Below are 13,715 nucleotides of genomic sequence, written 5' to 3'. Positions count from 1 at the left end.
AGAACGTGGAACCTATCGAAGGACACTTCCATTTCATCGGTATCGGTGGAGCGGGAATGAGTGTTGTTGCTGAACTGCTTGCTGCGCGTGGCGCGCGGGTGACTGGTTCAGATTGTGCCGATTCGGATGTTCTTGCGCGTTTGAATGAAAAAGGAATTCGCGCATTCGTCGGCCACGATGCCACTCATGTTGATGATGATGCGACGGTTGTTGTGTCAACTGCGATTCGTGAGTCGAACCCAGAGCTGACCAGGGCGCGTGAATTGGGGTTGGATGTCATTCATCGTTCGCAGGCGTTGGCGCTTGCTGCCAGTGGAATGCGTTTTGTTGGCGTTGCCGGCGCCCACGGGAAGACGACTACGTCTGGGATGATTGCGGTTGGTCTGCGTGGGGCTGGTCTGGATCCGTCGGTCGCGGTGGGTGGAATTGTTCCGCAGTTTGGTTCCGGTGCGCATTTGGGCACGTCGGACGTGTTTGTTGCCGAAGCTGACGAGTCTGATGGCTCGTTCTTGAACTACACTCCGTCGATCGAAGTTGTCACGAACGTTGAGCCCGATCACTTGGATCGCTATGGGACGCGCGAAGCGTTCGAAGCTGTTTTCGTTGACTACGCAAAGTGTCTGGTTCCGGGTGGTCTTTTGGTGTGTTGCGCTGAAGACGCGGGGACTGCCCGCCTGAGCGAGTCGGCGCGTGAGCTGGGTATTCGCGTGGTGACCTACGGGCGCTCCGATAAGTCCGTGGTGGATGCTGACGTGACGATTTGTGATGTAGAGACGACGCCTTCTTCATGTCGTGCACGAGTCAGCTACGGCGATATCAGCGCGGAGCTTTCCTTGGGTGTTCCGGGCGTGCATAACATTCTTAATGCTGTTGGCGCGTGGATTGCCGGCGTGGAGCTTGGCGTTGAACCTGGCCTGATGGCTTCGTCGCTTGCTGGTTTTACGGGGACAGCTCGCCGTTTTGAGCTCCGTGGAACTGTGGGGGACAGGCGCGTTTTTGATGATTATGCGCATCATCCGACAGAGGTTTCTGCCGCGATCGAACAGGCGCGATTGGTTGCCGATGGCGCTGATGTGACCGTGGTTTTCCAACCTCACCTGTATTCGCGTACGCGCTTATTCGCGGATCGTTTCGCCAAGGCGTTGTCGGGCGCGGATCATGTGGTTCTTGCGGATATTTATGCTGCTCGCGAGGATGATGATCCCGCCGTGACTTCCGCTCTGATTGCGGATCAGATTAAGGGCGCTGAGTGTGTCCACGATATGCACGAGGCCGCCCGAATCGGAGCGCGTCAGGCTGGTTCGCGGGGCGTTCTGATCACGATGGGTGCTGGTTCAATCACCCAGTGTGCAGATGATGTTATCGATGAGTGGCAACGCATGGATGCCTCGTGAAGCCACCTCAGCCGCGTCGAACGCCACCCGGATCGACTTCTACGCAACACCAGACGACGTCCACTTCTCGCTTGTCGTCAAAGGGATCTGCTACCCAAAAGTCTTCTTCTGAAAAACCTCCATCACGTCCGGTTGTTGCCCGACCAAAGCGACCGCATAGGGATACTCCAGAGTCTGGGCAACCCCCAGAGCGTCAACAGGCAGCACACAAGCGAGGGGCAAGGAAATCTTCGTTGCGTTCTGCTCGTGTCACACTTGCCCGGCCGGTGGGGCAGCAGGATGCCGCTGCTCTCTTAGGTGGTGAAAAGCGCAACGAGCGTTCTGAGTTTGATCTGCGTCGCCAAGAGCGAGCTCGGGCGCGTCGGATTCTCTGCATCAAGACGATGGCAATGATTGCTGCGGGACTAGCGTTTATCGGTGGTTTGGTGTGGGTATTGCTGTTTTCGCCTCTGCTTGCTTTGAGCGCGTCATCGGTGCACGTTGAAGGCGCAGATGAAACCTTGATCACCGCGGAATCAGTTCTTTCGTCAACTGCGCCGTACGTGGGCACCCCGTTACCTAGGGTTCCGACTGCGGCGATCGCTGAATCCATCGAATCGAATGTTGTTGTCGCTTCAGCTGAAGTGGAGCGACAGTGGCCAACGGGTTTGGCAATTACAATTACTTTGCGAACTCCTGCGATGATCGAGGGAAGTGCGGGCGCGTTCCGCCAGGTTGACGATGAGGGAGTGAGTTTCGCTGATGCTCCTACGTTGATCGAGGGGCTTCCATTGGTGAGCCTCCCGGAGACTGATGAAGAACGAGCCGAAGCGGCCTCGGATGTTCTTTCCTTGTGGTCAAACCTGTCTGAGGCAACAAAAGCGCAGGTTTCGGGTGTGAGTGCCGATGGTAAAACTCTGTCGTTTACGCTGACCAACGGTGCCCAAGTGAAGTGGGGAACTCCTGATGATGGGGCGCTGAAAGCACAGGTTTTGGACGTGCTGTTGGCTCAAAGGAGCGTCCGTGTGTATGACGTTTCATCGCCGACTCATCCTGTCACGTCATAGTCGATTGTTCGTTCAGCGTGTCGCCTTGAAGAAGGTCTACTCAATCCCTAGCTTTCTTCCGAACGAGAGCAGGGTGAAGTTGAACCTTCAACCTGAAGTTGAGGGTTTGATATAGAAAGAGTGACCAATGGACGAACCTCAGAAGAACAAGGCCATAATCAAGGTCGTTGGCGTCGGCGGTGGTGGCGGAAATGCTGTCGATCGCATGATCGAAGCTGGCATGGGTGGTGTCGAGTTCATCGTTGTGAACACGGACGCTCAGGATCTTCTTCTGTCGAACGCTGATATCAAGATCGACATCGGTCGCGAAATTACCCACGGCTTAGGTGCAGGTGCTGACCCTGAGGTCGGACGTAAAGCAGCCGATGACAATGTTGACCTGATCGCTCAGGCTCTCGAAGGCGCTGACATGGTGTTCGTTACCGCAGGTGAAGGCGGTGGTACAGGCACCGGCGCAGCCCCAGTTGTTGCGCGTATTGCTCGCGAACAGGATGCGCTGACCGTGGCTGTCGTCACCCGCCCGTTCTCTTTCGAGGGCAACCGTCGTGCATCCATGGCAAATAAGGGCGTCGAAGCGCTTCGTGAAGCCGTCGACGCTCTGATCGTCATCCCGAACGATCGTCTACTTGAGATTCAGGATGAAGATTTCCCGATCACCAAAGCGTTCGAAGCGGCAGATCAGGTTCTGCACTCCGGTGTTCAGGGCATTACCGATCTGATTACCATCAACGGCATGGTCAACGTCGACTTCAACGATGTGAAGTCGGTGATGAAGGATGCCGGCTCGGCCCTCATGGGTATTGGCCAGGCAACCGGCACAGATCGCGCAGTCGACGCAGTCGAGCGCGCAATCTCCTCGTCGCTCCTCGAATCGACAATCGATGGTGCGCGTGGCGTCCTCCTGTTCTTCCAGGGCGGCTCGAACCTGTCCCTGCAGGAAACCGCACGCGCATCGAAGCTTGTTCAGGAATACGTCCACCCCGAAGCCAACATCATCTTCGGTGCGGTCATCGACGAGACACTGGGCGACCAGATCATCGTCACCGTCATCGCCGCTGGCTTTGACGAGCAGGATCCGCAGACCGACATCGCGTCGCGTCCCAGCGTTATCGGAACCCAAACTCCCGCGCAGTCCACGACACCTGTTGCTACCCCGGCTCCCGTAGCTGCTCCGCAGGAAACTCGCGCGCTCGGTGAGGTTCCGTCCGCTCGCCCAGCCCATCGTGCACCTGTCCAGGTGCCGACCCGTACGGCAACGATTCCAGTTGCTACCCAGCAGCCGGTGCAAGAAGCTCCCTCCGTCGCAGAGGAACCCTCTTTGGAAGTTCCTCGTATCTTTGATGAGGAATCTGAAAGCGCAGCGGATCTGGATATTCCGGACTTCCTGCGCTGAGCGATGCTCACCCAGCTCAACGGTGCCTCGATCCATCTCGTCCAGGCGGGTCGAGGCACCGCCTCGTTAAGGAACAATGTTGCGCACCACGTGGGTGACGACTTTCAGCTGGTGAAGGAGCGAAGGCAGCTTCTTGCCAGCGAGTTTGAGCGCCCGATCCTCTGGATGAATCAAACCCACTCTCATGTGATCGGCCTCGTCGTCATGACAGCAGACGGGCACCCAACGTTGAATCTCGATACCCACACGTCGACGCTGAACCTCAGCGACCCGATGGACACTATTGAAGCCGATGGCGTCATCATCGATGCGCGAGGCTGGCAGGACGCTCCCGGGATTGCAGTCATGACAGCGGACTGCCTACCGATTGTCCTGTCAACGGCGGGCGGAACGATCGTGGCAGCCGTGCACGCCGGAAGAAAAGGCTTGTTCGACGGCATCATTACTCGAGCAGTGACTCTCATGCGTCGTCTTGCTCCAAGCCATGACATTGAGGTGTATATTGCTCCCGCAATCTGCGGTGACTGCTATGAAGTGCCCGCCCAAATGCGTGACGAGTGCGCCGTAGAGCGCCCTGAAAGTGCCTCGCGTACATCGTGGGGAACGCCCGCTCTTGATCTTCCGCGCGCAGCTCAAGCAGAACTGCGAGCGCTTGGGTGTACCCGCATTGAAATTGACCCGCGATGCACTCTCGAAGACCCCACGTTGCACTCCTATCGGCGTGACCGTGAGTGCGGTAGGAATGCCACAATCATTTTCCCGGCGTAGGGCATGTGTTGACCGATGCAGGCAGTGGCATGTCGCGCGGTGATAAAGGCTCTTGAGTCCCTTGCGGCAGGGGCGTAATCGGAATTATCCACTCTGTTTTTTCGACATACCGGCAAGGTTGCGCCGTAACGGACAGCGCGGGCATTAACGTTGCAGAGCCGACACAATCAGGAGGACACAATGGCGGATGGTTTCGGAGCTCGAGCTCGTAAGTTCATGGGCTGGTACCCGGCTGACGAAGTCGAGGATGAAGCCCAGGATTTTGATCTCTACGAAGATGAAACTACGTACGAGACTGAAATTCCGCAGAAAGAGATTTCCTCCGTCGTCACCCCTCTGCACCGTGAGGACCTTGAAGTGAAGACAACGTCTGACCTTTCGCGCATCGTCACCGTCCACCCGACCGCATACTCGGATGCTAAGACGATCGGCGAAGCCTTCCGCAACGGAACGCCCGTCATTATGAACGTCACTGATATGCGCGAAGAAGAAGCACGCCGTCTGATTGACTTCGCAGCCGGCCTGACCTTCGCTCTTCGCGGTGGTTTTGAGCGCGTGACCAACCGCGTCTTCCTGCTGTCGCCCGCAACCGTAGAGGTCACCGGCGATGTGATTGGAAGCCGTCGCGGAACCCTCTTCAACCAGGGCTGATTAGCTTTCGATGACAGCACTTGTATACGCCGGCTGGGCGATTTACTGGCTTGCGAGCATCTACCTGCTGTTCGCGTTCATTCGACTGGTCTTTGATTGGCTTGAGTTTCTTCTGCCGAACTTTAGACCGCGCGGAATCCTGCTTGTTATCGCGAATTTCGTGTACGTGCTGACAGATCCGCCGATTCGATTCCTGCGTCGAAGAATTCCGCCACTGCGCATCGGTGCCGGTTTGTCGCTGGATCTTGGATTCTTGATTGTTTTTGTCGCGCTGATCGTGTTGCAACGAGTAGGAATTTCTCTGGCAACAATTGGCTGACTTCGTGGGTTAAAGGTCGCTGATGTTGCTGGTCAAACGCTGTTATTTGACCGCAATGGTTGTTTTGAACCGTTGGAGAGGTGCCTGACTGGCCAAATCTCGCACGCATAGATTGTGAGTAATGTGTCATGTCATGTGTTCATTGTTGCGTGTGTGACTATTGAGTCAGATATGATAATCCATGATGTGTCGATGGACAGTTGTCCGGCGACTGTCCTGATGCGCAACCGACGTCAATCGCTTGGGATCGCATCGACCCGACGATATTGAGAGGCGAACACATGGCTCTGCTGACTACAGAGGACGTTCTTAACAAGAAGTTCCAGTACGTAAAGTTCCGCGAAGGTTACGACCAGGTTGAGGTTGACGAATTCCTTGACGAAGTCGTTTCGACGATCTACACCCTGAACGTCGAGAATCAGGATCTGAAGGAAAAGCTTGAAGCGGCCGAGCGTCGTATCGCCGAGCTCTCCTCCGGTGCTGAAATTGTCGAGGCTCCGGTTGCCCCGGCAGTCGAGGTCGTAGAAGAGGCTCCTGCTCCGGTTGAACAGACCGTTGAGGAGGCTCCGGTTGCAACCGTCGTCGAGACCCCTGCCGAAACCGTAGCGCCCGTCGACACCGAGTCGGCTGCTTTTGCTACCAACATGCTTACACTTGCTCAGCGCGTCCACGACGAATACGTGCGCGACGGCAAGGAAGAATCCGAGCGTATCATCGCAGAAGCTCACGCCAAGGCCGACGAGATCGTTGCAGACGCTCAGAACCAGCACGAAACCATCCTTGCGAAGCTTGACGAAGAACGCACTCGCCTTGAGGGCACCATTAACGAGTTGCGTTCCTTCGAGTCGGATTACCGCTCGTCGATCCGTGGTCACCTCGAGACCCTGCTCTCCCAGGTCAACCCGGACACCCAGCAGGACTGATCTTTTCATCAGATCTGATCTTCACATCGGTTAAATGGCGGTGGTACCTCTCAGGACCACCGCCATTACCATGTGAAAAGCTAAGAACCATCATCCTTGGCTAGCAGATAGGGCCTCGGGGCGCCTTCACTACGATAAGGCAAACACAAAGAACCCAGAAAGGAGAACCTGACATGAATACCTCCCAGTCAAAGTCTCGCTATGTTATCGCGGGAGCGATTGCGATTGTCGCAGTGGTCCTCGATCAGGTGACGAAGTTCTGGGCGTTGTCAGCATTAGCTGATGACACTCACCCGATTCCGATTATCGGCTCGCTGCTTTCTTTCCAATTGCTTCATAATTCGGGTGCCGCGTTTTCTTTGGGAGAAACGTCCACGTGGGTTTTCACCGTCCTCTCGGTTGTCATCATCGGCATCCTGATTGTTGGACTGAGTCGCTCTGTGCGTGTGAGCGCGGCGGCCTGCCTTGGTCTTCTGGGTGGCGGAGCGATCGGTAACTTGATCGATCGTCTGATCCAGCCCCCGGGCATCGGCGTTGGACACGTCGTTGACTTCATCAACTACAACGGCTTTTTCGTTGGCAATGTGGCTGATATTTGGATTGTGATTGGCGCGATTTGGTTGGCGTGGGAGTTTTCCCGTGATGGAGCGTTCTCCGGTGAAGACAACGCAGATGATGCACCTGTCGTGAATTCATTGAGTGACGAGGCCGCGCATGAGTGATACGCGTTTGCTTCCTGTTCCTGACGCGCTGGTAGAAGAACGCGTTGACGTGGCTCTTGCTCGCATGCTCGGGATGTCGCGTGCGCAGTGTGCGGGGCTTGTTGAAGATGGAAACGTCCTGATTAACGGCGTGGTTCCTTCAAAGTCGACCAAGCTCGGTGCGATGGATCTGATTGAAGTCACTATCCCAGCGCCCGATACAACCCCACCACCGGTCACCGGCATGGACATTCTTTACGACGATGATGACGTGGTTGTCGTTGATAAGCCCGTGGGCGTTGCTGCGCATACGGGGCCAGGCTGGAGTGGCCCGACGGTTCTTGGAAACTTGGAAGCGGCCGGTTATCGCATTACCTCGTACGGTCCCCCCGAGCGCCAGGGGATTGTGCACCGTCTCGATGTGGGAACATCGGGGGCGATGATGGTGGCGAAGTCAGAGCTCGCCTATTCGGTGATGAAGCGCGCGTTCAAAGAACGAACCGTGACGAAGATTTATCACGCGGTCGTTGCCGGTCATATGGATCCGCCGTCGGGCACGATTGATGCTCCTATTGGTCGCCACCCGTCGCGGGAGTGGCGCATGGCCGTCATCGATGGTGGGAAGCATGCGGTGACGCACTATGACACGTTGGAACTGATGGCGGGGGCGTCTCTGCTGGAAATCCATTTGGAGACCGGGCGAACCCACCAGATTCGTGTTCACACCGCGGCAGTGGGGCATCCGTGTGTCGGAGACGTTTTCTATGGGGCTGATCCAAAGAAGGCCAAAGAATTGGGCCTCGTGCGCCAGTGGTTGCATGCCGTTGAACTGACGTTTAACCACCCGCGTACCGGTCTGCCCACAACTGTTCGCTCACCCTATCCCGCTGATCTGCAAGCGGCTTTGGAATCGTTGAGGATCGCCGACTGATACCGCAATCATCGTAGCGGGCACCGGCAAACCACGCCGGCATGTTGTGTACTGAAAGCATATCCATGCACCCCTCACGAGTGTGCAATCTTTGGTCGCCTGATGAAGAAGGCAGGTGCGTCAATACGCCGAAAACTGCTGGTCGAGCTTGTGAATCTGCGTGATTTCAAGGAAAGCTCTCACGCTCCTTCCGGGGTGCTTAATCACCCGATGGCGGCTACCATCAAGACCATGGCTGATTCCTTCGTTCACTTGCACAACCACTCCGAGTACTCGATGCTTGACGGCGCAGCAAAGACGAAGGCGATGGCTGAAGAAGCGGCTCGTTTGGGTCAGCCCGCTATTGGCTTGACCGATCACGGCTACCTGTTTGGCGCATACGACTTCTACTCGAACTGTAAGAAGGCCGGGGTCAAGCCGATTATTGGTTTGGAAGCCTATGTGACTCCCGGTACGTCGCGTTTTGACCGTCAAAAAGTGCGATGGGGAGAACCCTGGCAAAAGAGCGATGACGTGTCGGGTTCGGGTTCATACAACCACCTGACGCTGCTCGCCTATTCAACCGAGGGCATGCATAACCTGTTTCGCCTCGGTTCCTACGCCTCAACTGAAGGACAGTTTGGTAAGTATCCTCGCGCGGATAAGGAACTACTCTCTCAGTTCCACGAGGGCTTGATTGTGTTTACCGGGTGTCCTTCGGGTGCTGTTCAGACGCGTATGCGCCTTGGCCAATGGGACGAGGCAGTTCGTGAAGCAGCCGAGCTCCGCGATATTTTTGGCGCAGAAAACTTCTACGTTGAGCTCATGGACCACGGCATCGAAATGGAACGTCGCACCCAGCTCCAGCTACTGGAATTGGCGAAGTTGATGGATGCTCCGCTTGTCGTGACGAATGACGCCCACTATGTGAAGAAGGAAGACCGTCAGATCCAAGACGCTCTTCTTTGCATCAACTCCGGTTCGCGTATTTCTGACCCCGATCGATTCAAGTTTGATGGCGACGGCTACTACATTCGTCCCAGTGAAGAAATGCGCGAGCTGTGGAAGGAACTCCCACAGGCGTGCAACTCGACTCTGGAAATCGCTGAACGTTGCGAGGTGTACTTCACAACCACCGATGACGGCGCAAACTACATGCCCGACTTCCCGGTGCCCGAAGGCGAAGACAAGACCTCGTGGTTCATCAAAGAGGTTGAAAAGGGCCTCAACTATCGTTTCCCGAACGGTATTCCCGACGATGTCCGTAAGCAGGCGAAATACGAAGAAGATGTCATTATTTCGATGGGCTTCCCCGGTTACTTCCTGACGGTGGCAGACTACATTAACTGGGCGAAGAGCCAAGGTATTCGCGTTGGACCTGGTCGTGGTTCGGGCGCAGGATCAATGGTTGCCTACGCCATGAAGATTACAGAGCTGAATCCTCTTGAACACGGTCTGATCTTCGAACGCTTCTTGAACCCAGAACGTATCTCGATGCCCGACTTCGACGTCGACTTCGACGAACGTAGGCGAGATGAGGTCATTCAGTACGTCAAGGCCAAGTATGGCGAGGATCGCATTTCGCAGGTTGTCACCTACGGCACGATTAAGACAAAGCAGGCCCTGAAAGACTCTGCCCGTATCTTGGGTAAGGACTTCAAGGTGGGCGAGCAACTGACGAAGGCTCTACCGCCGTCCATCATGGGCAAGGACATTAGCGTTCACGGCATCTTTGACAAGGATGACAAGCGTTACGCCGAAGCTGTCGAGTTCCGTAAGTACTACGAAGAAAACCCGGAGACTCACGAGGTCGTTCAGTACGCGCTCGGTCTTGAAGGTTTGACCCGCCAGTGGGGCGTTCACGCATGTGCGGTCATCATGAGTTCGCATACGCTGACCGACATTATTCCGATTATGAAGCGTCCCCAGGATGGCGCGATCATCACTCAGTTCGACTATCCGACGTGTGAAACACTCGGCCTGCTGAAGATGGACTTCCTGGGTCTTCGTAACCTGACGGTCGTCTCGGACGCGCTGGAAAACATTGTGCTGAACGGCAAGGAAGAACCGGATCTGGAACACCTGGAGTTCAACGATCCAAAGACATACGAACTCCTGTCTGCCGGTGAAACACTGGGCGTTTTCCAGCTTGATGGTGGCGGTATGCGCGACCTTCTGAAGCTGATGAAGCCCGACAACTTCGAAGATATTTCCGCTGTCGGCGCCCTGTATCGTCCAGGTCCGATGGGCGCGAATTCGCACACGAACTACGCGCTACGTAAGAACGGGAAGCAGGAAATTACGCCGATTCACCCCGAATTGGCTGAGGCACTGGAATCGATTCTGGGTACGACCTACGGCTTGATCGTGTATCAGGAACAGGTCATGCAGATCGCGCAGAAGCTGGCGGGCTACTCACTTGGCCAAGCAGATATTCTGCGTAAGGCAATGGGTAAGAAGAAGCCCGAGGTTCTGGCAAAGCAGTTCGAGGCATTCCAGCAGGGAATGCTGGACAACGGCTATTCGAAGGAATCAATCCAGGCTCTCTGGGATGTCGTTGTTCCCTTCTCCGCCTACGCATTCAACAAGGCGCACTCGGCCGCATACGGTTTGGTGTCCTACTGGACCGCGTTTTTGAAGGCGAACTACAAGACCGAGTACATGGCGGCTCTGCTGACGTCCACGAAGGACAACAAGGACAAACGTGCGCTCTACTTGGCTGAAGCCCGACACATGGATATCACGGTTCTTCCCCCCGACGTCAATGCGTCGCAGGGTAACTTTGCGCCAGACGGTGAAGCGATTCGTTTCGGTCTGAACGCGATCCAGAACGTGGGAGCGAACGTGGTTGAAGCCATCGTTGAGACCCGAAAGGAAAAGGGCCCGTTTACTTCCTTCCAGGACTTCTTGGACAAGGTGCCTCAGGTTGTGTGCAACAAGCGCACGATTCAGTCGCTGATCCGTGCAGGTGCGTTTGACTCGATGGGCTACACGCGTCGTGCAATGCTGTCGTGTTGTGACGAGGCCGTTGAAGCAATCACCGATGTGAAGCGTAACGAAGCGATTGGTCAGTTCGACCTGTTTGGTGCGTTGGGTATGGATGCCGGCGCTGATAGCGGTTCACATGCCCTGGGGGTCACTATTCCGGATATCCCTGAATTCGACCGCAAGTTCAAGCTGTCTCAGGAACGCGAGATGCTTGGCTTGTACGTGTCGGATCATCCGCTTCGTGGCATTGAAGGAGCGCTGGCTCGCTATCAGGATCACGAGATTGCGCAGGTCGTCGGATCTGAGGATTCAATGTCGAATCAGACGGTGCGTATTGCGGGTCTGATTTCGAATGTTCAGACGAAGGTGACGAAACAGGGTAGTGTGTGGGCCGTTGCGACCCTCGAGGACTTGTCGGGGTCGGTTGAAGTTCTTTTCTTCCCGCGTTCTTACGAGACGATTTCAACGCATCTTGCCCAGGACATTGTGGTTCAGATTGAGGGTCGCGTGAATGTCCGCGATGAGGGCATGTCGATTTATGGCCAGTCGATGACGATTTTGGACTTGCGTGAGGACGGCGATACTCCGCTGGAGCTTCAGCTTCCTGCAACGCGGTGTACGGCGGAATTGCTGGGCGAGTTGAAAGATGTCCTTCAAGCGTTCCCAGGTGATTCTCCTGTTCGTTTACATATCCGCGAGCGCACGGGCACGACGATCGTTGAGTTGGATCAGCGTTTGCGCGTGTCGCCGACGGGACCGTTCTTCTCACATGTGAAGGCTATCGTGGGCATCGACGGAGTCCTGAGCACGCACTGAGCTACTTCGGGGGGCTCGTGCTAAGAGGACGAGGCCGCCCAGCGTTGTTGGTCGTTTCTCGTGTGTCGGGATCGAATGATGGGATGGCGTGGCCTTGGTTGTTGCGCCTCAGGCTTAGTCGATCTGTGCGACGATGGCGCCATCTGATCCCATGGGGGAGTTAACCTCTACGACGTCACCGTCTGTGAGCTGACGACCTCGCCTGGTTTCAACTGTGTGGTTGACGTATACGTCGCCACCCTGGATGAGCTCGCGTGCGAGTCCCCCGTCTTCGGCAAGGTTGGCGAGTTTGAGGAACTGTCCGAGTCTGATGACTCCGCTGACTTCGATGGTGGGGAAGTCTGACATGGACGTTTCCTTTCTGGCGTTTACGGGCTGCGGGTGAGTTGTCCGCATTGTGTGCTTCTATGTTCGCGCGTTGGGCGCCGAAGAACCAAATGTGTGTGCCCGCCTATGCTTGGGGTATGGATACTCTGATGCAACGACTGGATCTTCGTGGAACTGTTCTTGAAACGACAGATCTTGCTCATGCGTTGCCTCGTGCTGCGCTGGATACGTCGAAGGCCGCAGATCAGGTTGCTCCGATCTTGAAGCGTGTTCGTGAAGAGGGCGCGCCCGCGCTGTACGACTTGGCTGAAAAGTTTGACCGTGTTCGCCCGGCTTCGCTTCGTGTTCCGGCTCAGGCAATTGCTGATGCTTTGGTGAATCTTGACCCGAAGATTCGCGAGGCGCTTGAGATGTCGATTGCGCACAACCGTATGGGGCATACTCAACAGTTGCCCGCGCCTGCTCAGGTGCAGATTATTCCGGGCGGAACCGTGTCCCAGCGTTGGATTCCAGTTGAACGTGTGGGCCTGTATGTTCCCGGTGGTTTGGCTGTCTACCCGTCGTCCGTCGTGATGAACGTGGCGTGTGCGCAGGTTGCGGGCGTGGAGTCTATTGCGTTGGCGTCTCCTCCTCAGTCAGAGTTCGGCGGTCTTCCTCACCCGACAATTTTGGCGGCGTGCGCGTTACTGGGCGTTGATGAGGTCTGGGCGATTGGTGGAGCTCAGGCGATTGGATCCTTTGCCTACGGTGTGACCGATGGTGATGACGTCTTGAAGCCCGTCGACGTGGTGACCGGACCGGGCAACATTTTCGTTGCCGCAGCCAAGCGCCTTGTTCAGGGAACCGTCGGCATTGACGCCGAAGCGGGAACAACCGAGATCGCAATCCTCGCCGATTCCAGTGCTCACCCGGCATTCGTTGCCGCCGACCTGATCAGTCAGGCGGAACATGACCCGGCTGCAGCATCGGTCCTCGTGACCTCCAGCGAGGAACTGGCTGACGAAGTGGAAGCTGAAATCAAGGTGCAGGCGCAGGCGACAACGCACACTGAGCGTATTCTTACCGCCCTGTCAGGCCCACAGTCCGGTATTGTCCTCGTCGATGATGTGGAAGACGGACTGACTGTCGTGAACGCGTACGGCGCAGAGCACCTGGAAGTCCAGACCCTGAACTCCCGCGATGATGCTCTGAAGGTGAAGAACGCGGGTGCCATCTTTGTTGGGTCGTACACGCCGGTTCCGCTCGGCGACTACATTGCCGGCTCGAATCATGTGCTGCCCACCGGTGGCACAGCGCGCTTCGCATCGGGATTGAATGTCATGCAGTACCTGCGTTCCCAGCAGGTCGTGGAATACACGGCCGAAGCACTGGATCAGTTGAGCGACAAGCTGAACACGCTTGCGATCGCGGAAAATCTGCCGGCACACGGTCAAGCCGCCCTGATCCGCCGCACAGCTGCTAAAGACGGAGAGTGACACC

The 13,715-nt window shown here is 56.2% G+C and carries 13 protein-coding genes; 12 read left to right on the top strand and 1 reads right to left on the bottom strand.

Translation table 11 applies throughout. From position 1 onward, the window contains the following. The first annotated feature begins 56 nt into the window (after positions 1 to 56). The 11 genes from murC (at position 57) to dnaE (ending at position 11,909) form a co-directional block, all read left to right on the top strand. Positions 57 to 1,394, top strand: a complete 1,338-nt coding sequence (gene murC / locus HMPREF9241_RS07470) for a UDP-N-acetylmuramate--L-alanine ligase (RefSeq protein WP_050998829.1) — start codon at positions 57 to 59, stop codon at positions 1,392 to 1,394. Further along, positions 1,366 to 1,506 (top strand): hypothetical protein, encoded by a 141-nt coding sequence (locus HMPREF9241_RS09430; protein WP_165544437.1) that lies wholly within the window; start codon positions 1,366 to 1,368, stop codon positions 1,504 to 1,506. The genes murC and HMPREF9241_RS09430 overlap by 29 nt, the downstream gene beginning before the upstream one ends. Positions 1,507 to 1,627: 121 nt before the next feature. Beyond that, positions 1,628 to 2,440 carry a cell division protein FtsQ/DivIB gene (locus HMPREF9241_RS07465; protein WP_006681680.1) on the top strand — a complete coding sequence of 271 codons (813 nt, stop codon included), beginning with the start codon at positions 1,628 to 1,630 and terminating at the stop codon, positions 2,438 to 2,440. A gap of 127 nt (positions 2,441 to 2,567) precedes the next feature. Further along, a complete protein-coding gene (gene ftsZ / locus HMPREF9241_RS07460) occupies positions 2,568 to 3,833 on the top strand; it encodes a cell division protein FtsZ (RefSeq protein ID WP_006681679.1) in 1,266 nt (421 codons plus the stop codon). A gap of 3 nt (positions 3,834 to 3,836) precedes the next feature. After that, a complete protein-coding gene (locus HMPREF9241_RS07455; RefSeq protein WP_006681678.1) occupies positions 3,837 to 4,601 on the top strand; it encodes a purine nucleoside phosphorylase YfiH/LACC1 family protein in 765 nt (254 codons plus the stop codon). A 180-nt stretch (positions 4,602 to 4,781) separates the two neighbouring features. Beyond that, complete coding sequence (locus tag HMPREF9241_RS07450; RefSeq protein WP_006681677.1) at positions 4,782 to 5,252, top strand: cell division protein SepF; 471 nt, start codon at positions 4,782 to 4,784, stop codon at positions 5,250 to 5,252. A gap of 10 nt (positions 5,253 to 5,262) precedes the next feature. Next, positions 5,263 to 5,571, top strand: a complete 309-nt coding sequence (locus HMPREF9241_RS07445) for a YggT family protein (RefSeq protein WP_006681676.1) — start codon at positions 5,263 to 5,265, stop codon at positions 5,569 to 5,571. 281 nt (positions 5,572 to 5,852) lie between these two features. Continuing rightward, positions 5,853 to 6,494: a DivIVA domain-containing protein gene (locus HMPREF9241_RS07440; RefSeq protein WP_006681675.1), complete on the top strand. Its 642-nt coding sequence runs from the start codon at positions 5,853 to 5,855 to the stop codon at positions 6,492 to 6,494. Positions 6,495 to 6,667: 173 nt separating this feature from the next. Next, positions 6,668 to 7,216: a signal peptidase II gene (gene lspA / locus HMPREF9241_RS07435; protein ID WP_006681674.1), complete on the top strand. Its 549-nt coding sequence runs from the start codon at positions 6,668 to 6,670 to the stop codon at positions 7,214 to 7,216. Then, positions 7,209 to 8,126: an RluA family pseudouridine synthase gene (locus tag HMPREF9241_RS07430; RefSeq protein WP_006681673.1), complete on the top strand. Its 918-nt coding sequence runs from the start codon at positions 7,209 to 7,211 to the stop codon at positions 8,124 to 8,126. The genes lspA and HMPREF9241_RS07430 overlap by 8 nt, the downstream gene beginning before the upstream one ends. A 231-nt stretch (positions 8,127 to 8,357) precedes the next feature. Continuing rightward, positions 8,358 to 11,909: a DNA polymerase III subunit alpha gene (dnaE, locus tag HMPREF9241_RS07425; protein ID WP_040318716.1), complete on the top strand. Its 3,552-nt coding sequence runs from the start codon at positions 8,358 to 8,360 to the stop codon at positions 11,907 to 11,909. Positions 11,910 to 12,023: 114 nt separating this feature from the next. Here the strand turns inward: dnaE and HMPREF9241_RS07420 are convergent, their stop codons facing one another. Next, positions 12,024 to 12,257 carry an RNA-binding S4 domain-containing protein gene (locus HMPREF9241_RS07420; RefSeq protein ID WP_006681671.1) on the bottom strand — a complete coding sequence of 78 codons (234 nt, stop codon included), beginning with the start codon at positions 12,255 to 12,257 and terminating at the stop codon, positions 12,024 to 12,026. A gap of 116 nt (positions 12,258 to 12,373) precedes the next feature. Between HMPREF9241_RS07420 and hisD the strand changes: the two genes are divergently transcribed. Then, positions 12,374 to 13,711 (top strand): histidinol dehydrogenase, encoded by a 1,338-nt coding sequence (hisD, locus tag HMPREF9241_RS07415; RefSeq protein WP_050998828.1) that lies wholly within the window; start codon positions 12,374 to 12,376, stop codon positions 13,709 to 13,711. The last annotated feature ends 4 nt before the right edge of the window (positions 13,712 to 13,715 follow it).

The sequence above is a fragment of the Schaalia turicensis ACS-279-V-Col4 genome, from assembly GCF_000296505.1.
In the GTDB taxonomy this organism is placed as follows: Bacteria; Actinomycetota; Actinomycetes; order Actinomycetales; family Actinomycetaceae; genus Pauljensenia; species Pauljensenia turicensis_A.
This window is presented reverse-complemented; position numbering and strand designations above follow the sequence as displayed.